Source organism: Bifidobacterium hapali (assembly GCF_002259755.1).
GTDB classification, from domain to species: Bacteria; Actinomycetota; Actinomycetes; order Actinomycetales; family Bifidobacteriaceae; genus Bifidobacterium; species Bifidobacterium hapali.
The window spans coordinates 1-23,612 of the sequence record NZ_MWWY01000014.1 but is presented as its reverse complement, the minus strand read 5'-3'; the positions used below and the strand labels follow the sequence as shown (position 1 = coordinate 23,612).

Sequence of the window (23,612 nt, the reverse complement as noted above, 5' to 3'; positions counted from 1 at the left end):
TAGGCAACACGCCGATTTACTGACGTCACCAGTGTCACAATAAAGAAAACGCTTTCCACACTGCGGGAGTGTGGTTGCCCCCTATAATCCACCCGCTGGGCGGATTATAGCCGTTCAATTCCGGGGTCTCGCTGCGCCATCGTTGCCGATGCGAGTCCCCCGCAAACGCCGGGCCACCGCGGCTCCTCAGCACACGCATATATATCCTTACATCACTTTACGCACCACTGCCTGAACCGCATCGGCGGCAACACACGCATCTATATCCGCCAAACCAACGGGAGCAACGGCGTTCCACCATCCCCAACCCATCCATCGCACCCATCCAACCCTCAAAATGTGACATTCCGGCGGAAGATACTCCAATCCCGCCGAAATATCACAAAAACCGCCCCCAAAACGTGACATTCCGGCGGAAACCCCTAGCCCATCCGCCGCAATATCACATTTAAGACCCTGTTTGCGTGACAATCCGGCGGAAGTACCTAAGTCCTCCGCCGAAATATCACATTCACAAACCTTTCTCACCCCCATGTTACCTATCCTCTGTTCTCAGCTTTTAGCAGATACATAAATACACAAATTTACGATTATGGCAATTGCAACTTTATGATTATGGTAATTTCTACTTTACGATTATGGTAAAATAAGGCATCATGGCATTACCGATCATCCCACGCATCCTTCTTTCGCGATTACAGCAGACTGCAACATGGTTTCCTATCGTGTCGCTTACCGGCCCAAGACAAAGCGGCAAATCAACGCTTGTACGAGAAGCATTCCCCGACTATCGATATGTCAATCTCGAAGATAGACAGACAAGAACAGAAGCTCTGGAAGATCCCGTAGGTTTCATCCGCAACAAACCAAATCATCTAATTATCGACGAGGCACAGTACGCGCCAGACTTATTCTCCATGATCCAAGTCGTATCCGATGAACGCAATGAACCAGGACAATATATTCTGTCAGGCTCACAGAATTTCCTGCTACTCAAGCAGATCAGACAATCATTAGCGGGACGCGTTGGCTTGCTCAAACTCTTACCGCTTTCCTATCGCGAGATCACGGAAGCGTCCGAGTCCGAACAGCTCTCAACAGACGAATTCATGTTCTCCGGAGGATTCCCGCGCATGATCACATCCGGCATACCACACGATATATTCTTCCGTAGTTATATCGACACATACGTTGAACGTGACGTGGCAGGCTATCTTGATGTGCGTAATACCAGCGCATTCCGCACGTTCTTGGAACTATGCGCGCTAAACGCTGGCAATCTTGCCAACTACACAAATCTTGCCAACGATACTGGCGTGAGCGTTCCCACTGTCCGATCATGGATGTCGATTCTCGAATCAAGCTACGTAATCTTTACGCTCAACCCTTACTACACGAATGCGCGCAAACGTCTCACCAAGACACCGAAACTCTACTTCCACGACACCGGACTCCTCTGCCATCTGCTTGGACTCACCAGTCTGAACGACCTACTCGAATCAGAATATTTAGGCATGGTATTCGAGAACCTTATCGTGGCAGAAACGTTGAAATCGCAATACAACGCCGACCGAGAGCCACGGCTCTACTTCTACCGCGACGACAGCAAAATCGAGGTCGATCTCCTTGATTTCACCGATCGACACAGTCCCATCATGGCTGAAATCAAATCCGGACAGACCTACCATGACCGCTATGCCAAGCAATTACTCTCCATCGGTCAACAGCTCGGCATATCCACGGAACACTTATATGTAGTATCTCGAGTTGCGAACAGCTACCGACACGGAAATGTCAACGTCAGCAATACGAACAACTGGCTCCTGCGTTAGTTCGGATGCAAGAAACGTTGCGATCTGTGTCACTAATTGATAGCCGATTGGATTACTATTCACAGAATCTGTGAAATGGTACAGGATAATGCGCTTGCGCTTCCACTACAAGCCGGATACAAGAAGCATTGTGGGTGGGGACTGTTAGGTGGGGACTGTTCATGAAACCCTCTGATTACGAGGTTTGATGAACAGTCCATGCCCGCACTTTCCTGCAATAAACAGACCACACCCACAATCAGCCCACAAACCGCACTGACATATTCGGTCACGTCACGCGATGGAATTGACCCGTTTCAATCCATCGCGTGACCTCAATTCCGCTATTTTTCAGCGCACGAAATGGAAAAACTCGGGCTTTGTACCATCCCGTGAACATGCCCACAATCACAAGATGGCAAAACCCCACGTGTATTTCCATCCCATGACCTATACCCGCGGTCACGCGATAGCAAAAAACACTCAATTTCCTATCCCGTGACCCACAACAACCCGTATGATCACCCACTTTGTGACATTCCGGCGGAAGATACTCCAATCCCGCCGAAATATCACAAAAACCGCCCCCAAAACGTGACATTCCGGCGGAAGTACCTAGCCCATCCGCCGCAATATCACATTTAAGACTCTGCTTGCGTGACAATCCGGCGGAAGTACCTAGCCCATCCGCCGAAATATCACAAAAACCGGGCTATCAGCGTGACATTCCGGCGGAGAGCCCCATCCCACCACCAAAACATCACGCCGAAAGAAGGAAATCACGCAGCGGACACCCCATCAATCAACTTGCGTAGCAAATCGGATAACGCGTGCGTCCTCGGTGCCGCACAGAACGCCGACGTATTGACATACGTCAAGTTCTGCGCGATGCCGAGGACGCGCCATTATTCAGTGAGCGTAGCAAGTTGATTGATGTGTGTGCCCGCAAGGCACAGAAGACGAAGGCGTACAAAAGTACGTCGAGTCTTCTGTAACGCAGCGGACACTCCATCAATCAACTTGCGTAAATTGGCTGTTGTAGAGGTCGGCATAAAACCCGCCCGCCGCGAGTAACTCGTCGTGGGTGCCGCGCTCGATCACGTCGCCGTGGTTCATGACCAGAATCATGTCCGCATCGCGGATGGTCGAAAGCCGGTGCGCGATCACGAACGACGTTCGCCCAACGGTGAGCGCGTCCATCGCCTTTTGAATGAGCTCTTCCGTACGCGTATCAACCGAAGAGGTCGCTTCGTCCAAAATCAGGATCGGCGCGTCTTGGACCATCGCACGCGCAATGGTCAGCAACTGCTTCTGACCAGCGGAGAGCGATGAGTTTTCGTCCAAAACCGTGTCGTATCCGTCAGGTAGGGACTGGATGTAGTGGTCGAGTCCGACCGCGCGACATGCGGCGACAATCTGTTCGTCGGTCACGCCAGTCTTGGAGTACGCGATGTTTTCACGCACTGTTCCACGGAATACCCACGTGTCTTGCAGGACCATCGAGAACTGGTCGTGCACGTTCCAGCGCGGTACAGTTCGCGTGTCCACGCCGTCGATGGTGATGCGTCCGCCGGCGATTTCGTAGAATCGCATGAGCAGGTTGACCATCGTGGTTTTGCCAGCGCCGGTTGGGCCAACGATGGCGACTTTCTGTCCGGCGGCGACGTGCGCGGAGAAGTCGTTGATGATTGGCTTGCCTGGCTCGTATTCGAATCGTACGTGATCGAAGTCGACGTCGCCGCGTACCGGCTGCGGATTGCCGTGATCGTCGTAACCGAGCAGTTGCGACCGCTGGGCTGCAGTCATGGCGGATTGTGCAGCATGATTATCGGCAGCCACCGCCGCACTCACCGCACGATGATCACGACCCGCGCGACCGCCACGACCCGCACGATCACCCGTGCCCCCAAGCAGCTCATCTCGAGTCGGCTCCGCAGCCATCTCCGGCTCCTCAAGGAACCCAAACACGCGCTCGGACGCGGCCGCGCATCGCTGCAGATTCTGGAACACCTGTGCAAACTGCGACAATGGTTGCGTAAACAACCGGATATACATCATAAACGCCACGATCACACCGAACTCGATCTGCCCGTCCATCGCGAGCGCCGCTCCAACCACGCACACGACCACGTATCCGAAATTGCCGACGAACTGCATCAACGGCATCATCAAACCGGACAAAAACTGCGATTTCCAGCCAGAATCGTACAGATCAGCGTTGTACCGCTCGAATCGGCGAATCGAATCCGCCTCACCGTTGTACGCTTTGACAATCAGATGCCCCGAGTACATTTCCTCGACGTGCCCGTTGACATCGCCGAGCGCAACCTGCTGTCGCACGAAATACTGTTGCGACGTCTTCATGATCACGCCCATAATCACCACGCCGAGCAGGCTGGAACCGATCGCGCACAACGCCATAATCCAGTTGTTGTAAAACATCATGACGAGCGCGCCCACGAACAGCGTGACCGACGTAATCAGCGCACCGAGCGACTGGCCGAGCGTCTGTCCGATCGCGTCAACGTCGTTCGTAATGCGGCTCAGCACGTCGCCGTAGCTGACTTTGTCGAAGTAGCTCAGCGGTAGTTTGTTGATTTTCACGCTGATCGCCTCGCGAAGTCGCTGGGCGGTGCGCTGCGTCACGTTGGCCATGAGCCAGCTTTGCACGTAGCTGAGCACCGCGTAGCCGAGATACAACGCGACGAGCAGCCAGCCGATGCGCGCGATCGCGTCGAGATCAACCGAGCCGACGATCGGCTTTCCGCGAACGATTGCGGGCAGACCTTTGGCGATTTCGTTAGTCATGTCTTTGAGCCGGTCCGGCCCGATGATTTGGAAGATCGTTCCGGCGGCACCGAGGACAAGCGCGATGATGATAACTGGAATGTATCGACGGCAGAAATGGATGAGTTTGCCCATCGTTTTGCCGAAATCCTGCGGTTTTTCGACTGGTCCACCGGGACCGTGCGGCCCGCGCATCGGACGGTTAGTTGCTTGTGGCATAGTAAAGTCCTTTCGTACTCTGTACGTTCAGTTCAGTTCAGTTCTGTACGTTCAGCTCAGTTTGCGATGACTCACGCGGTGAGCTCAGTTTTGCTGAGCTGCGATTCGGCAATCTGACGGTAGATATCGCACGTTTCAAGCAGTTCCTTGTGCGTGCCTTGGCCGACGACTTTGCCGTCGTCGAGTACGACGATGAGGTCGGCGTTCATGATGGTGCCGATGCGTTGCGCGACGATGAGTTTGGTTGCGTTTGCCGCGTGCGTTGCGAGCGCGTCTCTCACTTCGCGATCGGTTTTAAAATCGAGCGCGCTGAACGAATCGTCGAAGATCAGGATTTCGGGATTGCGGTAGACCGCGCGCGCGATCGATAGACGCTGCTTTTGACCGCCGGATACGTTCGATCCGCCTTGTGCGATATCCGCGTCGAACCCGCCGTCCATGCGCGTGACGAATTCGCTGGCTTGCGCAACATCGGCCGCAGCGTGCACACGATCAATCTGTGCTGCGGTGAGCTGACCATCGTTTGCCGCATCCGCTGCAAGTTGCGCGGCCTCGCGACGCCGGCCAGCAGCGGTTGACGTATCCGCAAGTTCAACGTCATCTGTACGACCAGTCTCCCCCGGCTGATCGCCGTAACTGATGTTGCTCGCGACCGTACCTTTGAACAGTACGGATTTCTGCGGTACGTAACCGATTTTGTCGCGCAGAGCAGTCAGGTCGTAGTCGCGCACGTCCACACCGTCGACAAGGACTTGACCGTCGGTCACATCGTAGAATCGCGGTACCAAATTGATCAGCGTCGACTTGCCAGAACCGGTCGCGCCAATAAACGCAACGGTTTGACCGTGCTCAGCAGCGAACGAAATATGCTCAAGCATCGGCTCGCGCGAGTCAGGGTACGCAAAACTTACGTCGCGGAATTCGACCGTGCCAGCCTTGCCGTTTCCGTTGCGCGTCACATCGGCGGCAGTCTCGCGACCGTCCTTCACAAGCGGCTCAGTATTGATCACTTCGAGCACGCGTTGTGCGGACACATCGGCGCGCGGCCAGAGCACGAACACCATGCTCATCATGAGGAAGCTCATGATGACCTGTATCGAGTAGCTGGAAAACACGACCATGTTCGAGAATACGGTGAGTTTGTCGGTCGCGGCGGCCGCGTTGATCAGGTACGCACCGATCCAGTAGACGGCAAGCATGAGACCATTCATCACGCTGTTCATAAGCGGCATCATGATGGCCATTGCGCGGTTGGTGAACAGCTGCGTATTGGTGAGTTCTTTGTTGGCTTGCGTGAACTTGGCTTCCTGATAATCCTCGGCATTGTACGCGCGCACGACGCGCAGGCCGGTCAAGTTTTCACGTGAAACAAGGTTGATGTTGTCGGTCAGCTGCTGCATGGCCTTGAATTTCGGCATGACGAGAGTCATGAGAATGATGATTGCGACGAGCAGGATGACGACTGCGATGGCTGTGGCGAGGGTCCATTCGACGCCGTCGCCTGCGATTTTCGCGATTGCCCAGACGGCCATGATCGGCGATTTGACGATGAGTTGCAAGCCCATCGTGATAAACATTTGGATTTGTGTGATGTCGTTTGTGGAGCGCGTGATGAGGCTGGCGGTTGAGAAATGGCTCATTTCGGCCGGTCCGAACGATTCGACTCTGCGGAATTCGAGCGAGCGTATCCGCTGACCAAAGCTGGAGGCGACGCGAGCCGCGATATAGCCGGTTACGACCGCGCAAGCGACTGAGCCAAGCGAGACGAGTAGCATTTTGCCGCCAGCGATCCAAATGTCGCGCATGTCGCTGCCCGGCGTTTCGACGAGCGTGGTGATGTCGGACATGTAGTCAGGCAACGCAAGGTCGAACCAGATTTGGCCGACGATGGTGGTAAGCGCGACGAGCATCTGGCCAATCTCCGCTTTGGAGAGGTATTTCATGATGCGTAGCATTGATTCCCCCTTGTGGTTATGTTCTTTGAGACGCTGGGAGTGTGCTATCTCACCAGCACGATGATGAAATAGTTTCCAGTATTAAATTACTTACACTGTAAGATATTACACGTCAAGCTGCGTGTTTCCTGAGAATCGACCAATCTCAGCTCCCCTTGCTAGGGGAACCGATCTTACCCTTCATCAGCGCTCTCTTCGAACGCCTTACGCACTTCCTCAGGCGTCGGCCGCGGCTGACCAGGTCGGCAGATCGACAGGTACGTCGTAAACTCGCGCGTCAAATCAACGAACTCGCGCGTGCGCCGCTCCCCCATTTGCGAGAAAATCCAGCACACCGCATTACGCGCGTCTTCCATATCCTTGCGCCCGCGCTCACGTCCAGCATCAGTAAGTTTCACATGTACTACGCGACGATCATCAGGGTCGATTTCGCGCGCAACCAAACCTTTTTTCTCCATCGCAGACAGCAACGTCGACACCCGACCAGACGTTGCGCGCAACGCATCAGCCAACTGCGACGGCGTCATCGTCGTGCCGCGATGAGCAAGCTGGCGAATCACAAACAACTCACCTTGCGCGCCGCGCGTCAACTCGCGCTGCATCTCCGAACGATGACACCATGCCGTGCGCCACAGCTCATCGACCGCGTCTTCTTCAAAGCCCATCGCACACACCTTTCGTTTTACAACAAACGTATGCTCATATTCGTCATCAGACGAGTTATATTACCTTACAGTGTAAACAAAACGCTGATCATAACATCTACTGAATGCACCATTGCCACACAACATACCCAAACATACTATTTAAGCAATTCCTCAATATCAACACGCCGCAAAAATGTGATTCACGTCACAAACTGAGTATATGGTGTTCACAATGTGGGCAACACCATGTATGTTGGAAATACCGCTGACGCAGAGGACGGCAGAGAGAGAAGCCCAAGGAAGGGGAACGCAATGGAACGCAACGTATGCAGCATTACTGGCTGCACTCATGAGGCAGTAGATTCAGGCATGTGCTCGGCGCACTTCACCGCAGCACTCGTGCACGGCACCATCCAATACGCGCATCACCATCATCGCCCACAGTGAGTGCGCATCTGTATCTCGTCTACCCGAGAACGGCGAGTTCTTCGGGTGTGAGATGCAGGTCGAGCGCAGCAAACGAATCGTTGATTTCATGCGGATTGCGAGCGCTCGGAATCGTAAACAGGCGATCATATCGAGTCAGTTCCCACGCGAGCACCACACGCTGGTAGGACACTCCACGCGCGGCGGCCACCGTGCGGAACGGGTCGTATGCGCGCTGATCAAACGGGTCAAGGAACCCGCCGAGCGGCGACCAACATACGAAATCAAGACCGAGTTGCGCGCAGTGAGCCATCGTCTGCTCCGGGTCGGGATGCGACGGCGAAAACTGGTTTTGCACGGCGATGAGTTTGTTGCCGAGCATTGAACAAGCAATATCAATTTGCGCGTTGGACACACGCGAAATACCCGCATAGCGAATCACGCCTTCATCCAGCAAGGTTTTGAGCGCGCCGATTTGGTCTTCGTAAGGCACTGCCGGGTCAGGGCCGTGCGAATACAACAGATCAAGCTCGTCGAAACCAAGCCGTTGCGCTGATTCTTTAGCGTCGCGAATCATGGTTTCTGGGCGAGAATCCGCCATCCAGCCGTACTGGCTGCCGACCGCCTGCAGGCGCTGACGTGCGGGTGCCGGTTGGGTCATCTGATCGGCATCGGCATGATCTGATGCGCGCTGCCGATCCGACGCCACATCCGCACCCGCATTCGCGCTGATCGTGCGACGATAACCGGTCTTCGTCGCAACCAAAACTTCGTCGCGCGGACCATCCCAGTTAGCGAGCGCATCATGCACGAGCCGCTCGCCGTACCCAAAATCAGCCGGAACGCCTGTGCCATCCGCGCCCGGTGCGGTCGGCAGATAATACGACCACGCAGTATCGAGATAACGCACGCCGGCATCGAGCGCGGCATGAATCGTGCCAATCGCCGTTTCACGGTCCGGCCGACCCTCGATCGCGAGCGCCATCGTGCCCATGCCGATGCGCGGCATATTGTGCCGACCTGCGAACGCAACAATATTCGGGCGATTAGCGCCTCTGGTCGTGGACGTATTCAGGGACGTCTGCTGTAAAGCTGTCATGCGCATATCATCGTGCGAACCCGTGACGTGCACGACACCATCTCAAGAGCCTCGCGCGCGCATCCTTTTGCAATCTGAGAGGCAGATTCATTCTTCTGCAGGGGTCTTTCTGCAATCTGAGAGGCAGCACACTGTGAATATTATGCCCCCGATCCCCTGCATTTGAGGGAATGCTGGCGTATTACTCGACGGAACCTGCCTCTCAGATTGCAGAAAGACCCCTGCGCCCAGCAAAACCTGCCTCTCAGATTGAAGAAAGGCATCACTCATGCCTATATGTGTTTGCGTTAAAAAGTTCGTTCACGCTGTTCTCAGTTCCCCTTGAAGCACATTGCCTACGGACGAACCAACATACGCACGCCCGCCTTGACCACACCGCATCTCGGGGCTTATGATGGGCATGCAACCGAACGGGAGCCTCAATAGGCTGAGAGGAAGTCGCGAACTTCGACCGTCAACTTGATGCGGGTAATGCCGCCGTAAGGAAACGAGTTGTTCCGCCGAGCGATTGACGCACGGCAATTCGCGATATTCCATATTATCAGTCTGTGCGGCTCGCCCCGAATCTGCGATGTTGTTGCGCACGGACTCGTCACCGTCGCGCGCCGATATCAATGATGAGCGTTGTGCAACAATTTAACGACAATTGAATAACAACTAGTGATTCTTAAGGGTCATGAAGGGGCGCACCACCTCACAGGGTACGGCTGCTTCAGCGACCCTTTTTTCGTCTGGTACGGCCGGCATGGCCGACAGGAGGGGGATTCATGATCGTCAACGGTCAGGAGGAGCAGCTCGACGAACCGATGAGCGTCGCCGAGTTCATCGAGCACAAGGGATTTACACAGGCGCGTGTTGCCGTCGAACTCAATGGCGAGATTGTCCCGCGTGCAAAACGCGCCGAAACAATGCTCAAAGGCACGGACACGCTCGAAATCGTCACGTTCGTGCAAGGCGGCTGACCGAGGACGCAATACTATTGTTGCAATTCTTGAAACCACCAAACATCACACCACACCACATATCAAGGAAGCTACATCATGACCACAACACCTCAACCCAACCAGCCCGACCAGCCCACGCTCGACGAACTCGTCGGCACCGCCACGAACACCGCGCTCCTGCCTGAACCGGACGCGCACGCCTACGACGCGATCGCTACCGGCGACGCCGATCCGCTCATCCTCGGCGGGCACAAGTTCACAAGCCGGTTCATTCTCGGCTCCGGCCGTTACGATTTGAACCTGATCAAAGCCACGATCGAAAACGCCGGCACGCAGATCGTCACGATGGCGTTGCGCCGCTGCCGCACTACCGAAAACAACCTGCTCGACTACATTCCGCAAGGCATCACGCTGCTACCGAACACGTCGGGCGCGCGCAATGCCGAGGAAGCGGTACGTATCGCACGTCTTGCGCGCGAAGTGTGCCAGACTGATTTCGTCAAGGTTGAGATCGAACACGAGACGAAGTATTTGCTGCCGGACAACGCGGAGACGATTCGCGCGACTGAGATGCTTGCGAAGGAAGGGTTCGTGGTCATGCCGTACATGTTCCCTGATCCGATTGCCGCGCGGCAACTGGAGGATGCGGGCGCGGCTTGCGTGATGCCGCTCGGCTCGCTGATCGGCTCGAATAAGGGCTTGCGTATGCGTGATTTTATTGAAGTGATTATTGCGAACGCGCATGTGCCAGTGATTATTGACGCTGGTATCGGCCGGCCGAGTCAGGCCGCGGAGGCGATGGAGATGGGCGCAGACGCGGTGATGGCGTACACGGCGATCGCATCGGCCGGCAATATTCCGGTAATGGCGCGCGCGTTCAAGCACGCAATTACGGCCGGCCGTGAAGCGTATCTTGCTGGTCTTGGCACCGTGACCGAAGGTCACGCGGTTCCGTCCAGCCCGACGAATGCGGCTGATTACCTCTCTCCCAGCAAGCCCCAACAGCCCACAGCCTGATTATTCGCGCCCCTTGTCAGGACGTTGCCGTTAAGCAAACAGCAGAGCTGTTTGTAGGCAACGTGCTCGCCGACAGGCGAGCCAACAAAACGCGCGCGAAGCGCGTCCGTAGCTGCAGGACGAGCTGTCAGCGTAGCTAACTGAGGGGTAGCAGCGCTCTCGGAACGTTCCAAAGATGCAACTACCCCTCAGACCGCTTCGCCGCCCAGCTCCCCCTGCGTCAAGGCCGTAACTGAGCGCGCAACACACCTTACTGCTGAGTTACGGCCTTTTTCACGCCCTGAAGAGGCCGTAACTCAGCAGTATCATGACGCTTCCGTTGAGTTACGGCCTTCTCAGCCCCTCCAAACGACCGTAACTCAGCAGTATCGCGATACTATCGTTGAGTTACGGCCTCGAGGCACGGTCTTGATGGCATAGTGCCGAATCACAGATCCGGAAAGTTACAGCCGCCCCGCACTGCGCCCGCATAGCACCCGAACGCAGTGCCTACTTGCCCAACGCCTCTTTGAGATCGCGATTCACAAACCGATCGCGCAGCAGGCAATACCCGCCGAATACCGCCAGCCACACGAGCCCAGCAATCGCAGAACCGCGCGTATCATCCGCCAAAAACAGCGTGCCGTACACGAACACAAAGAACACAATCGCGATTGTATTCGTCACGCGCCACGCCGGCATCACGAATCCGTCCGGAATAAAATCAGCCGAGCAACGATACCGCCGATGCGCGATCATCGTGAGCACGTAAATGAAAATGATCACCGCGCTCGACGCGGACGCAAACAGCACAAACGCGCCAGACACGCCCGGAATCGCGTTGATCACCGGCGACAACAGAATCAGAGCGGCCGACAGCAGAATCGCGCGCGCCGGCACCTGCCGACTCGACACGACGCCAATCTTACGGAACGTCGGCGATTCGGACTCCGCAGCCAGCTGGTACAGGTGGCGTCCGGCCGAGTACAGCAGCGAGTTCAACGCGCTCGACGCGGCGGTGATCACCACGAAGAACACGAGCGCGGCCGCCCACTTCAATCCCGCATACTGGAACACCATGATGAACGGCGACGCGAACGAACCGTCAGCGTTCGGCGTGAACGTGGTCCACGGCACGATCGCCATGATCGCGAGCAGTGCGCCGACATAGAAAATCAGCACGCGCACGATGATTTCGTTCACCGCTTTCGGCAGAACTTGGCGCGGATTTTGCGTTTCAGACACGGTGACGCCGACGAATTCGATCATTTCGTACGCGAAGAACACCATTTGGAAGCTCATGAGGAAGCTCAGCCAGCCGTTCGGCGCGATCGAAAAGTTCGCGAACAGGTTGTCGAGTCCCGCGTGACCGGCCGGCGAGACGCCATCGTGTCCAGTGATTTGCACGGCATCGTAGTGGTAGCCGATGATGACCATGACCACAGCGGTCGCGATCATCGCGCAAATCAGCGTGATTTTGATCATCGAAAACCAGAATTCCGCTTCACCGAACGCTTTGACTGCGATCAAGTTAATCGTGACAAGCGCAGCGAGGAAGCCGAGTTCAATCAGCCATTTCCAGTGCGACAGGTCCATGCCGAACGTGTCGAAGAACGTGATGACGTACGTGGAAACGGCCGTGATCTCGCTCATGCCGATGAGTACGAGCACAATCCAGTACGACCAGCCCGCGAACTTACCCCAGCCGTGGCCGAGATAGCGGGTGATGAAGTTGATGAACGTGTGCTGGCTCGGGTCGCGGTACATGAGTTCGCCGATCGCGCGCATAAGCAGGAACATGATGATGCCGACTGCGATGTACACAAAGACGATGCTTGGTCCGGTGAGCGCGATTGACTTGCCTGAGCCGAGGAATAGGCCGGTGCCGATGGTGCCGCCGATCGCGATGAACTGGACGTGGCGGTTGTTCAGTCCGCGTGCCATTTGATTGTTTTTGTCGAGATTTTCGACTGATGTGAGGGTGCCCGTTGCGGCTGGTTGACTGCCGGACTTGCTGGCGTTGCTGGCGTTTGCCTGACTGCTTCCGTTGCTGCCGTTTGCCTGACTGCTGCCCGGCTGATCGTGTTGGGCGCTGCGCGAGTTGCTCATGATTCTTACCTGCTCCTTTATAACAGGTTCAAACTGTAGCATTGCGTCTGTTACGAAAGTCGCGTTAGTTCAACGATTCGACGTGACGATATCGTGTGCATTTACCTCAAAAGTTCAATTTTGATGGTATGCGCCCATTGCGCAATCACAGTCAATCCAGCCGCAGCCAATCCAATCACAGCTAACCACAGTCAAGCAAGGCCGTAAGTGCGCACTATCGCGACCTACCTGCTGACTTACGGCCTGCAACGCGCCCAAAAACGACCTTAAGTCAGCACTATCACGACGTTACTGCTGACTTACGGCCTCCTACGCAGCTCAAAACGACCGTAAGTCAGCAGTAACGTCGCGATAATGCAGACTTACGGCCGCGGCTCGCACACACAACATGCCCAAGTCCAAATGAGGAAATGAAAACGGTCCAAACGAGGAAACGAACGTCGTTACTCCACCGATTTGAGCGACGCGGCTGGGTCGATGCGGTCGAGCACAGGATTGGTGAGCAGCTGCACGAGTAGCGCGAACGCGAGCGTGGCGCCGGCGGCGATCAGATAACTGGTCCAGCGGACGGTCACCTCAAAATACAGTCCGGGCATGGCGAGCGCGGCGGTGAGCAAACCGCCGATCCAGCGGCCAAGCGGCAATCCGACCGCCACACCCAGCATGGTCAGTATCATCATTTCGCGGTTCACATATCGATGCACTTCGCCGTCGAAAAAGCCGAGTACCTTGAGCGTGGCCATCTCTCGCACGCGCTCGGACACGTTCGTATTGGCAAGCGTGAACAGGACAACGAGTGCAAGCGCGCCCGCGAGCCCAACGATAAGCGCGACCACGGCACCCATGAGGTCGAAGCCGAATCGTTGCTTAAGATCGGCGGTACTGACGGCTTTCATTACGGACGGGTCGTCGGCAAGCTGGTTGACGTAGGCGATCTGTTCGTCGACGTTGCCTTTGAGCGTGGCGAGTACCGCGTTCCACGTAATCGTTGATGGCGATTGCGAGGATTGATCAGTTTGGTCGGTCACTTGCTGCGCGGACAGCTCAGACGACGTGGATGACTCAGTCGCAACGTTGCTATCGGCACCGTTAGCAGGCTGATTCGTGCCGTTTGTACCATTATCAGCGTTCGTCCCGGTAGCATTGTCGCTCGCAAACAGTTGATCGTACAGTGTTTCGCTGATATATACGTCGGAGCCGACGAGGCTGCGCGTGACTGCGGCGACGGTGACGTTGGCGCGCGTCATGTCACCGCCTCGCAACGTTACGATATTACCGGATTCGATACTGAGAGCGTGAGCCGCAGATTGACTGACGATTACGCCGCTGTTGTCGAGCGCAACTTCGGTTTTGTGCTTTGATACCGATTGCAGAGCAACCATATCGTTGAGCTTGTTCAGTGATTCGCGCGGCACGATGGTGAGTTGGATTGACTCGCTTTTTCCTGCAGTACCGCCAGATTCGGATGATGTACCGGTCGTATTATCGACCGATAATTCTCCGCTTTCGATGCGTACGCTGAGCATTTCGCGTGTTTTACCATCTGATGCGATCCGCGCGCGCATTGCGGCCGCATCGTTATCTGCGGCGACAACCATCGCATCGTAGCGATAGATACCCCTGTACTGAGTGGGTCCGGTCATGGCAACGCTGTCATTAATCGCGAAGCCGCACACGATAAGGGCCGTACAGCCAGCCACACCACCCACGGTCATTACCAGACGTGATTTGAACCGCACGATATTGCGCGCAGTCACTTTGTTCAAAAAGTTCAATCTCGACCATACTGGCCGAACCCGTTCCAAGAGTATACGAGCGCCGGCTTTCGGTGCTTTCGGTCGCATGAGTGCGGACGGCGTTTGCCGTAGCTCGCCACGGCATGCGAGCACTGTGGCCACCACTACGCCGATTACGAACAGCAGCACGCCACCTGTGCCATACACCCAGTCGTATTCAAGCCGCACACCCGGCAGCACGTACAATCCTTCGATCACCACAAGTAAGAACGCTGGAATACCAAGGAATCCAGCAGCTAACCCCAGTCCGCCGCCAATCAGGCAGGCGAGCAAAGCAAATAAGACGTATCGCGCAGCGACTAATCCACCACTATAACCGAGCCCCAGATAGGTGCCAATTAATCCGCGATCTTCCTCAACCATGCGTGTCATCGTGGTCAGGCTCATGAGCACCGCAACAAGCAAGAACACGATCGGAAACGCGCGTCCAATTGACTCAATTGAACTTATATCCGATTTGAACGCACTGAATCCGCCGAGCGATGCGCGCGTTTGCACATACCAGCGAGCATTGGCAACGTTGTCAATGCGACGCTGTTGGCGAGCAAATTCTGTATTCGCATCGTTGCGCTTAGTATCGAGTTGCGATTGTGCATCCTCAAGCTGTTTGCGACCATCAGCGAGTTGCTGTTCACCGTCATCGAGCTTGCGTTGAGCAGCTTCAAGCTGTGCTCGGCCGCTCGCGAGTTCGGCCGCTTTCGCTTCCAATTGAGCCGACCGCGTCTCCAGTTCAGCCGCATTCGTCTCAAGTTCAGCCGATTGCGCGTTGAGCTCGCGCTCCCCTTCGGCTGTTTCACGCTCTTTAGCCGTCAACTGCACGTTCTGTTCGTCGAGCGTGGCTTGCGCGGGAATAATCGTCGTGTCGAGCGTTGCTTGCAATTGCGCACGCTGCTGCGCAAGTTGGTCGCGCTGTGCAGTCAACTCGTCGCGTTTTGCAGTTAATTGCGCAGTGAGATCGTCAATAGATGGCAGATCAGGCACTGTAATACCGAGTTGCTCGAGCAACTGTCGAGCAGCTTGCCACAGCGGCGATTCAGTTGTAGCATTCGCATCGTTGCGTTCAGAATCCGTACTGTCGCGCGATTCCATACCGTTATCCGATTCAGACGCATGTGTTTCATCCAGCAAATTCAGTGACTCTACGCCACTATCCGTCTCATCCGACACGCCTGACACGCCCGACGCACCCGACATCTCATCCGACACACCCGCCTCGATCTGCTCCAGCAAGTCAAGTCCTTGTTCGATCAGCGGTAGCATTTGATCGATTTGCGCAAGTCCTTGATCGATCTGTGTGAGTCCTTGTTCCACTTTCGTGCGATTCGTCGTGAGTTCAGCTTGTGCCGAATCAAGTTGTCGCCGTGCATCAACAAGTTGCGATTTGCCCAACTCCAGTTGCGTGCGCGCGTCCGCAATCTGTTTTCGACCTTGCGCGATCTGCGTACGGGCCGTTGCAAGCTGCGAGCGACCATCAGCAAGTTGCCGTTCGCCGTCCGTAAGCGTAGTTTGCTGGTCAGCGAGCTGCTTGCGACCATCAGCGAGCGTTGCCGCGTTCGCATCAAGTTCAGCACTATTGCGGTCGATCTCTGCTTGCGCATCAGCCAACTGCCGAGTCGCATCGTTGCGAGCATCATCGAGCTGCGTTTGCGCATCGGCGACGATCTGATCGCGGCGAGCGCGTTGCCGCTCAGTTTGTACCTGCTGTTCGATGCGATCAGCGACCTCGCGTATCGCATCATCGTAGGCAGAAGAGAACGTATCTAGTCCAGCCGCGCCAGCCACAGACAGGTTGATCGCCGTATAGATAGTGCCCGTTACTCCGGCCGACGACGCAAAAAACGTGTAATCTTGCGTAGTCGTGGACCGAAAAGAAGTCATTGCCGAGTAGCCGTTCGGATTACTCAAGTCTTGCGGTTCGATCACAACGCCGACGATGGTCAGATCAGTCGGAAATCGTGCTGCTTGACCGACTGACGACGAAGATTCCTCGCCGGACGTGGTCGTCGTAACGCCGTCACTTGATGAACTGTCCGATAAACTATTACCGCTACTGTCATCAGCATTGCCTGTCAACCCAGCTGTATCATCCGCAGCACCACTCGACTGGTCACTCGTCGTCGTGCTCGATGAACCATCCGAATCCTCGGACCCTGCAAGTACCGCACTCGACGACTCAACCGGCGTCACCGTCACACTGCTGCCAATCCGCAACCCACTATCGTTGAGAAATCCTTGCGTAACCGCAACCTCACCAGCCGCGCTCGGCATTCGCCCATGCTGCAGATACGGTTGGTCAAGCCCATCCGAACCAATCTCTCGCAACGTTACGATTTTCTTCGACCCGTCAACGTTGAACGTCGCGGTTTGCGAGCGCTCAGGCTGCACAGTCGCCACACCGTCAATCGCGCGCAACGCGGCCACATCGTCGTCAGTCAAGCCGTACGTTGATAACACTTGCACATCATGCAGTCCTTGACTCTCGTAAAACCGACCGGCCGCGCGAAACGCGTCACGACAGCCCGCGTAAATACCAGTGAGCACAGCCACGCCAAGCAAGGTGATCACCGCGATCGACGCGAACCGCTTCCACGACCGCAGCCAACAGCGCAACATATCAGCCGCAAACGCATGCGGGAACGCACGCACAAACGCACGCGAAAATCGGCTAAAAATAGACGCTACCCGCACCATCTCGCCGCCACCTACCACTCAATCTCGTCGATCGGCGTCGGCGCAGGGTTCACATCCTCGCTCGTGACTTTGCCCGAGCGAAAGCGAATCACCTTGTGCGCCATCGGTGCAATCGCGGAGTTGTGCGTAATGATCATGACCGTCATGCCCTCGCTCACGCAAATATCCTGCAGCAATCGCAGCACGTCTTTGCCGGTTTCGTAGTCGAGCGCGCCGGTCGGCTCGTCGCACAGTAGCAGTTTCGGTTTCTTCGCAATCGCGCGCGCAATCGATACGCGCTGTTGCTCGCCGCCGCTCAACTGCGCGGGGAAATTGTCGAGTCGATCCGCGAGCCCGACTTTGCGCAACGTGTCGGCTGGGTCGAAGTGGTCGGGGCAGATTTGCGAAGCGAGCTCGACGTTTTCGAGCGCGGTGAGATTCGGCACGAGATTGTAAAACTGGAACACGAAACCGATATCGTTGCGACGGTATGCGATGAGCTCGCGTTTGCGTAGGTGCGTGATCTCGCGTCCGCCGACGGTCACGCAGCCGGACGTGGCCGTGTCCATGCCGCCGAGAATGTTGAGCGCGGTGGTTTTGCCCGCGCCGGACTGCCCGAGAATGACCGTAAGCTCACCTTGATCGGCGATAAAACTGGCTTCGTCGAGCGCGCGAATCGGTTTGCCGCCGCCGGTCGGGTATTCCTTGACCACGTGATCGAACGCGATATACGCCATCGGTTGCCCCTTCCGCCGGTCGGACGACGTACTTACTCTTGCTATACTCAAGTAAAACAACACTGTGTTGTTTTCGCAACCGACAGTCGGATTGTCAAATGTCGGTTACGAACGCACGGACTTACGCTTGCGTATGATTCGTAACACGCGATTCGTTACGCAATACGATCGTCAGCAAAGGAGCGAACCACATGATCAAGCCGCTTACGGAAAGCCGCCGCACGCGATACACGCGGCAAGCGATGCAAGACGCACTGATCGACCTCATGCGCGAGCGCCCGCTTGCTGCGATCACTGTCAAAGCACTGTGCGAGCGCGCCGACGTCAATCGATCTACGTTTTACGCGCACTATGGCAGCGTCGAAGAACTGTTACGTGACATCGAAGATCAGACGATGGACTGGGTTCGCGCCGCGCTCGACCAGCTGCTACAACAATCCGACGCAACCGATATCGAGCAGGGCATCGTACACATTTGCCGATACATTGCCAGTAATCGCAATCATTTGCAAATTCTCATGAGTTCAAAAGCCGACGCACGATTCCAGCAGCAGTTACTTGAACTGATCTACAGTCAGCGCGCGGTACTCGACCAGCTGCAGGCGTATGCGGCAGACACAGCCGAAGCGACGATGCGCATGCGATTCGCCGTGTCCGGCAGCATCGGACTGCTGCAATACTGGCTTGCGACCGGGCTCGAAGCCAGTCCCGAATCCGTGGCGCATACTATTTTCACGATGGCCATGCCTCCGCACGGAGCTGTTGGCACGCGCTCGTCATGACCGCGAGCGCGGCCACGCACGACCACGTATAGACAGGTGCGCTCGCACTAACCGGCAACACGCCAACAGCACACGGACCGCTTCCCATCTACACCCCGCTCCCCGCTCACACCCCCGTCCTTGTCTATACCCCCGTTCTCGTTCCATTCCGAGCGTAACTGCGCGCAATAACGAGCCCCGCGCGCAGTTACGCTTGATTTTTGGGTAAAAAACGAGCGTAACTGCGCGCACAGTCACAAAATGCGCGCAGTTACGCTCGTAATCGCGCCTAGCACATCCCCAAGTGCATCGAAAAACGACTCAGCCTACGCAACAACAACGCGGAAGACGACCGGTTCATCACCGGTGATAGCCGAAACAGGCACATGCACTTCGAGCGCAGTCTCATCGCGCGTCCATTCAACATGGTCCACAACACCAAGCACATCAACGTGATCAATCAGTCCGTGGAAATCGGCGTTATGCTCCGCATCACCCTCCTTGAGCCGTTCAAACCGATACACGCCATCGGCAGCCGGTCGCATCGCAATCGCGTACAGGTTGCTGCCGTTAATCGTGTATCGCACGTCACGCGAGGTGAAGTTCTTCTTCACACTGTCCGAGAACTGGCCTTCGATGATCTGCGTCGGCCCCTCGCCAAACCGCTTCCACGGTTTCGCACCGTAAATCGCCTCGCCGTTAGTCTTCAGCCAGAGGCCAATCGCCGTGAGTACCGCACGATCCTCGTCGCCGATCGTACCGTCCGGTTTCGGACCAACGTTGAGCAGCAAGTTACCGTTCTTGCTTACGATATCAACGAAATCTTGCAAAATCTCCGCCGCCGGACGATACTGATTGTTCTCGGTATATCCCCACGAGTTCAACGCGATCGCCGTATCGGTCTGCCAGTGATACGGCTTCGTCTCCGCAAGCTGACCACGCTCGACATCCGGCGTCGCGGTACCGAACATGAACGAATCTTGCTTGTAACAGATCGTGACTTCCTCACCCCACTCGTCCGCGCGATTGTAGTAGTACGCGGCGAATTTCTTGAGATACAGCTGGACTGCCTCGTGCAGAATCCACCAGTCGAAGTACAGGACTTTCGGATGATAGTTGTCGACGATCTCGCAGCAGCGCAGCAGCCAGTCTTCCAAGTATTCGCGGGTCGGCACAGGCTTGCTGTGCTGATCCATGTGATCAGGCTCCGGCATGGACGGCCAGTAAAAATCACCGCGCTTGAGCGGCTCGTGGATATCGCTATCGAACTCCTTGCCGTGGCCCATAAAGAACCAATGCTCTACGCGGTGCGAGGACGCGCCGTTAACAAGTCCACGCTCGTTGAACGCCTTCGACAGTTCGCCAAGCACATCACGATGTGGGCCCATTTCGGCCGCATTCCAGTGCGACAGCCGACTCTTATACATCTGGAATCCGTCGTGATGCTCCGCGACCGGCACCACGTAGCGCACGCCAGCCTCCTCGAACAAGTCCGCCCATGCGTTCGGATCGAACTTCTCGGCCTTGAACATGGGAATGAAGTCCTTGTAACCGAACTCCTTCTGCGGACCGTACGTCTTAACGTGATGCTCGAATTCCTTCGAGCCCTGAATGTACATGTTACGCGAGTACCATTCGCTGCCGAACGATGGCACCGAGTAGACGCCCCAGTGAATAAAAATGCCGAATTTCGCGTCCTCGAACCATTGTGGCGTGCGATGCTGCTGCAGCGACGCCCAGTCTGGCTTGAACCGGCCGCGCGCGATCACCTCGTCGATCGCGGCGAGATCGCGACGTACTTCCTCGTCGGTTTCCGGAACATGATGATCGCGATGATCGGCCTGTTGCGCGCGATCATCAGTGACGTTTGCGCCCGTAACGTTTGCCATGACTTGGGTCCTTTCCCACACGCTTCTGTACGTGTATGTTTCACAATACGTTTCACAATACGTTTCACAATACGTTGCCGGCCGAGGTGAAGCCAGTCTCGAAAGTAAAACTAGCCTCAATCACAACCGCTGATATAACGATATCGTGTGCACCGCCATACACAAGGCGACATTGATGACATGTTTTTCGAATATATGTCGTATATTCGATACGTATGGGCACGCTTACATATCATCCCAACGTCAGTATCGCGATCGACGGGTGGACTATCGAAATCATGCGCATTGTCTACGGTCCGATACTCACGCCGATTCCGTTTCACGCACACGGTCGCGGCTGTTACGAGTTGCATTACAACGAATCCGGCCACGGTACCGTTTTTATCGACAACGAACAGTACGACATTGCGGCCGGCTCATTCTACATCACCGGCCCCGGCGTCCGGCACGCGCAACTGTCCGATTCCACGGACCCGATCTACGAATACTGCCTTAATCTAGCGTTACGAGAGCCGCCGAGTACGTCGCAACGTGACGATTATCTGCCGCGCGCGTTGTCCTCGATGTCGCGGTTTATCGGTGACGATCGAGAGTCGTTGGCACAGTTATTCGCGCGATTGTTCGACGAGTATCGTCAACGTCGAGCTGGTTATCGACCGTACGCGAGAGCACTGCTGGAGGAAATACTGATCGCATCGTTGCGGAATAATACTCGACTTCCTCGCCCGCAGCAGCCGTATGATGCGGAAGATAGTGCCAATAAAGCAGTGCCTGATACTGATACGCAGCGATCAATGTTCATCGATCAGTATTTCTTACGAGATTACGCTACGCAGTCGCTCAGCGGACTGGCTGACGAACTGTCGCTCAGTCAGCGGCAGACTCAGCGATTACTGTACCGGTATTACGGCAAGTCGTTTTCGCAGAAAACGTTGGAATCGCGGATGAGCGTCGCACAATTGATGCTTACAAAAACTGAAGAAAGCATTGCGAACGTTGCGCGATACGCAGGATACGTTTCGACAGCTCATTTCGGTGCTGCTTTCCGCGCGTACTGCGGTATGTCCGCATCCGAATACCGCATAGCACACCGCGTGAAGTGACATTACGATTCGTTGTTGATACTTGGGCTATGTACAGACCGTAAGTATGCGCTACCAACACATGTATGCTGACTTACGGTCGTTTGCAATGCTCAAAACGACCGTAAGTCCACGAGAACATTCCGTTAGCGCGTACTTACGGCCGTTTGTCGCTCACAGGTTAGCCATGCTCAAAGGCGTTGGCGTTTTTGGGTTGCTAGGATATTCGGATTTTCGTCATTGCATTATTCGGATTATTGCATCCGTGGTTGTATCCATCAGAAGTAGGACTACTGTGAGTGAGCATTTTCTGCCATGTGATTCAGGTAGTGGCGGATAATGCTCGCTGATACTGGTGTGGGTGAGTGTTTTCTGCCATTCACTAGTGTGCGTGGCGGTTTTTGCTCGTTGATACTGGTGTGAGTGAGTGTTTTCTGCCATTCAGTATTGTGCGTCATTGCATTATTCGGATTATTGCATCCGAGATTCTATCCATCAGAAGTAGGGCTACTATGAGTGAGCATTTTCTGCCATGTGATTCAGGTAGTGGCGGATAATGCTCGCTGGCTAGGGTCTTAGTGAGTGTTTTCTGTCACGTGTTAGTGAGAGTAGTAGTTGTATTCTAGTTATGAGATATGGGAAAACCCGGGAGTGTATGCTCGACCGGGTTTTCATATTAAATATTTAAGCGGCGGTGTGCTACTCTCCCACACCCTAGCGAGTGCAGTACCATTGCCGTGCCAGGTCTTAGCTTCCGGGTTCGGAATGTGACCGGGCGTTTCCCCTGGGCTATGACCGCCGCAAATCTCTAATTATTAACAGTCAAAAAGAATCATATTCTTTCTGCTGGCCTTGAGTGATGGTTTGGGGACCGGATAGTAGACGCTTAATTATTGTTGATTGTTTTGTGACTGTGAGTATTCCTTGAAGTCACCATGTTTGTAGCACAGTTGGATGCTTGTCCAACACTTAAGAGTGTTGAATGTAGTGATTGTTGTTCCCTGTTAGTACCGGTCAGCTCCACCCTTTACAGGGCTTCCACATCCGGCCTATCAACCACGTGTTCTTCATGGAGGGTTCAAACCAAATGGTTACGGAATCCTTATCTTGGAGCGGGCTTCCCGCTTAGATGCTTTCAGCGGTTATCCCTTCCGAACGTAGCTAACCAGCCATACCCCTGGCGGGATAACTGGCATACCAGAGGTTCGTCCACCCAGGTCCTCTCGTACTATGGGCAGGCCTCCTCAAGATTCCAACGAGCGCAGAGGATAGAGACCAAACTGTCTCACGACGTTCTGAACCCAGCTCGCGTGCCGCTTTAATCGGCGAACANCCGAACCCTTGGGACCTGCTCCAGCCCCAGGATGCGACGAGCCGACATCGAGGTGCCAAACCATCCCGTCGATATGGACTCTTGGGAATGATCAGCCTGTTATCCCCGGGGTACCTTTTATCCGTTGAGCGATGCCACGCCCGTGCGCCGGCACCGGATCACTATCTCCGACTTTCGTCCCTGCTCGACCCGTCAGTCTCACAGTCAAGCCCGCTTGTACGATTACACTCAACACCCGATTACCAACCGGGCTGAGCGGACCTTTGAGCGCCTCCGTTACTCTTTAGGAGGCAACCGCCCCAGTTAAACTACCCGCCAGGCACTGTCCCAAACACGGATAACGTGCTGTGG

General features: G+C 55.4%; 13 protein-coding genes, 2 rRNA genes and 2 pseudogenes. 5 read left to right on the top strand and 12 right to left on the bottom strand.

Annotated features, from left to right (window positions below):
• Positions 1-207: 207 nt before the first annotated feature.
• Positions 208-534: a hypothetical protein gene (locus tag BHAP_RS03410; RefSeq protein ID WP_094729358.1), complete on the bottom strand. Its 327-nt coding sequence runs from the start codon at positions 532-534 to the stop codon at positions 208-210.
• A 122-nt stretch (positions 535-656) separates the two neighbouring features.
• Here BHAP_RS03410 and BHAP_RS03405 point away from each other — a divergent pair, with 122 nt between their 5' ends.
• Positions 657-1,832, top strand: coding sequence for an ATP-binding protein (locus tag BHAP_RS03405; protein ID WP_094729357.1), 1,176 nt, complete (start codon positions 657-659; stop codon positions 1,830-1,832).
• Between the two features lie 990 nt (positions 1,833-2,822).
• Here BHAP_RS03405 and BHAP_RS12035 read toward each other — a convergent pair.
• The 5 genes and pseudogenes from BHAP_RS12035 to BHAP_RS03385 form a co-directional block, all read right to left on the bottom strand.
• Positions 2,823-3,563 (bottom strand): annotated as a pseudogene (locus BHAP_RS12035) (ABC transporter ATP-binding protein); the annotation flags it as partial.
• Positions 3,564-3,707: 144 nt separating this feature from the next.
• Positions 3,708-4,793 (bottom strand): annotated as a pseudogene (locus tag BHAP_RS12030) (ABC transporter permease); the annotation flags it as partial.
• A 95-nt stretch (positions 4,794-4,888) separates the two neighbouring features.
• Positions 4,889-6,772 carry an ABC transporter ATP-binding protein gene (locus tag BHAP_RS03395; RefSeq protein WP_094729356.1) on the bottom strand — a complete coding sequence of 628 codons (1,884 nt, stop codon included), beginning with the start codon at positions 6,770-6,772 and terminating at the stop codon, positions 4,889-4,891.
• Between the two features lie 173 nt (positions 6,773-6,945).
• Positions 6,946-7,437 carry a MarR family winged helix-turn-helix transcriptional regulator gene (locus tag BHAP_RS03390; protein WP_094729355.1) on the bottom strand — a complete coding sequence of 164 codons (492 nt, stop codon included), beginning with the start codon at positions 7,435-7,437 and terminating at the stop codon, positions 6,946-6,948.
• 448 nt (positions 7,438-7,885) lie between these two features.
• A complete protein-coding gene (locus BHAP_RS03385) occupies positions 7,886-8,854 on the bottom strand; it encodes an aldo/keto reductase (RefSeq protein ID WP_169713158.1) in 969 nt (322 codons plus the stop codon).
• 857 nt (positions 8,855-9,711) lie between these two features.
• On the opposite strand from BHAP_RS03385, the gene thiS reads away from it, so the two are divergent.
• Positions 9,712-9,906, top strand: a complete 195-nt coding sequence (gene thiS, locus BHAP_RS03380; RefSeq protein WP_094729354.1) for a sulfur carrier protein ThiS — start codon at positions 9,712-9,714, stop codon at positions 9,904-9,906.
• Positions 9,907-9,984: 78 nt separating this feature from the next.
• Complete coding sequence (locus tag BHAP_RS03375) at positions 9,985-10,905, top strand: thiazole synthase (protein WP_094729353.1); 921 nt, start codon at positions 9,985-9,987, stop codon at positions 10,903-10,905.
• Between the two features lie 489 nt (positions 10,906-11,394).
• On the opposite strand, the gene BHAP_RS03370 is transcribed toward BHAP_RS03375, so the two are convergent.
• The 3 genes from BHAP_RS03370 to BHAP_RS03360 all read right to left on the bottom strand — a co-directional run bounded on the left by BHAP_RS03370 (position 11,395) and on the right by BHAP_RS03360 (position 18,196).
• A complete protein-coding gene (locus tag BHAP_RS03370; protein WP_094729352.1) occupies positions 11,395-12,993 on the bottom strand; it encodes an amino acid permease in 1,599 nt (532 codons plus the stop codon).
• A 443-nt stretch (positions 12,994-13,436) separates the two neighbouring features.
• Positions 13,437-17,402, bottom strand: coding sequence for an FtsX-like permease family protein (locus BHAP_RS03365; protein ID WP_244569280.1), 3,966 nt, complete (start codon positions 17,400-17,402; stop codon positions 13,437-13,439).
• Positions 17,403-17,491: 89 nt separating this feature from the next.
• Positions 17,492-18,196, bottom strand: a complete 705-nt coding sequence (locus BHAP_RS03360; protein ID WP_094729351.1) for an ABC transporter ATP-binding protein — start codon at positions 18,194-18,196, stop codon at positions 17,492-17,494.
• A gap of 191 nt (positions 18,197-18,387) precedes the next feature.
• On the opposite strand from BHAP_RS03360, the gene BHAP_RS03355 reads away from it, so the two are divergent.
• Positions 18,388-18,978 (top strand): TetR/AcrR family transcriptional regulator, encoded by a 591-nt coding sequence (locus tag BHAP_RS03355; protein ID WP_094729350.1) that lies wholly within the window; start codon positions 18,388-18,390, stop codon positions 18,976-18,978.
• Between the two features lie 305 nt (positions 18,979-19,283).
• On the opposite strand, the gene BHAP_RS03350 is transcribed toward BHAP_RS03355, so the two are convergent.
• Positions 19,284-20,846, bottom strand: a complete 1,563-nt coding sequence (locus BHAP_RS03350; RefSeq protein ID WP_094729349.1) for an alpha-L-fucosidase — start codon at positions 20,844-20,846, stop codon at positions 19,284-19,286.
• A gap of 215 nt (positions 20,847-21,061) precedes the next feature.
• On the opposite strand from BHAP_RS03350, the gene BHAP_RS03345 reads away from it, so the two are divergent.
• The gene (locus BHAP_RS03345; protein WP_094729348.1) at positions 21,062-21,949 is read left to right on the top strand and encodes a helix-turn-helix transcriptional regulator; all 888 of its coding nucleotides are present in this window, start codon (positions 21,062-21,064) and stop codon (positions 21,947-21,949) included.
• Between the two features lie 665 nt (positions 21,950-22,614).
• On the opposite strand, the gene rrf is transcribed toward BHAP_RS03345, so the two are convergent.
• Both rrf and BHAP_RS03335 read right to left on the bottom strand, forming a co-directional pair.
• Positions 22,615-22,731, bottom strand: a 5S ribosomal RNA gene (rrf, locus tag BHAP_RS03340).
• A 181-nt stretch (positions 22,732-22,912) separates the two neighbouring features.
• Positions 22,913-23,612, bottom strand: a 23S ribosomal RNA gene (locus BHAP_RS03335); the annotation flags it as partial.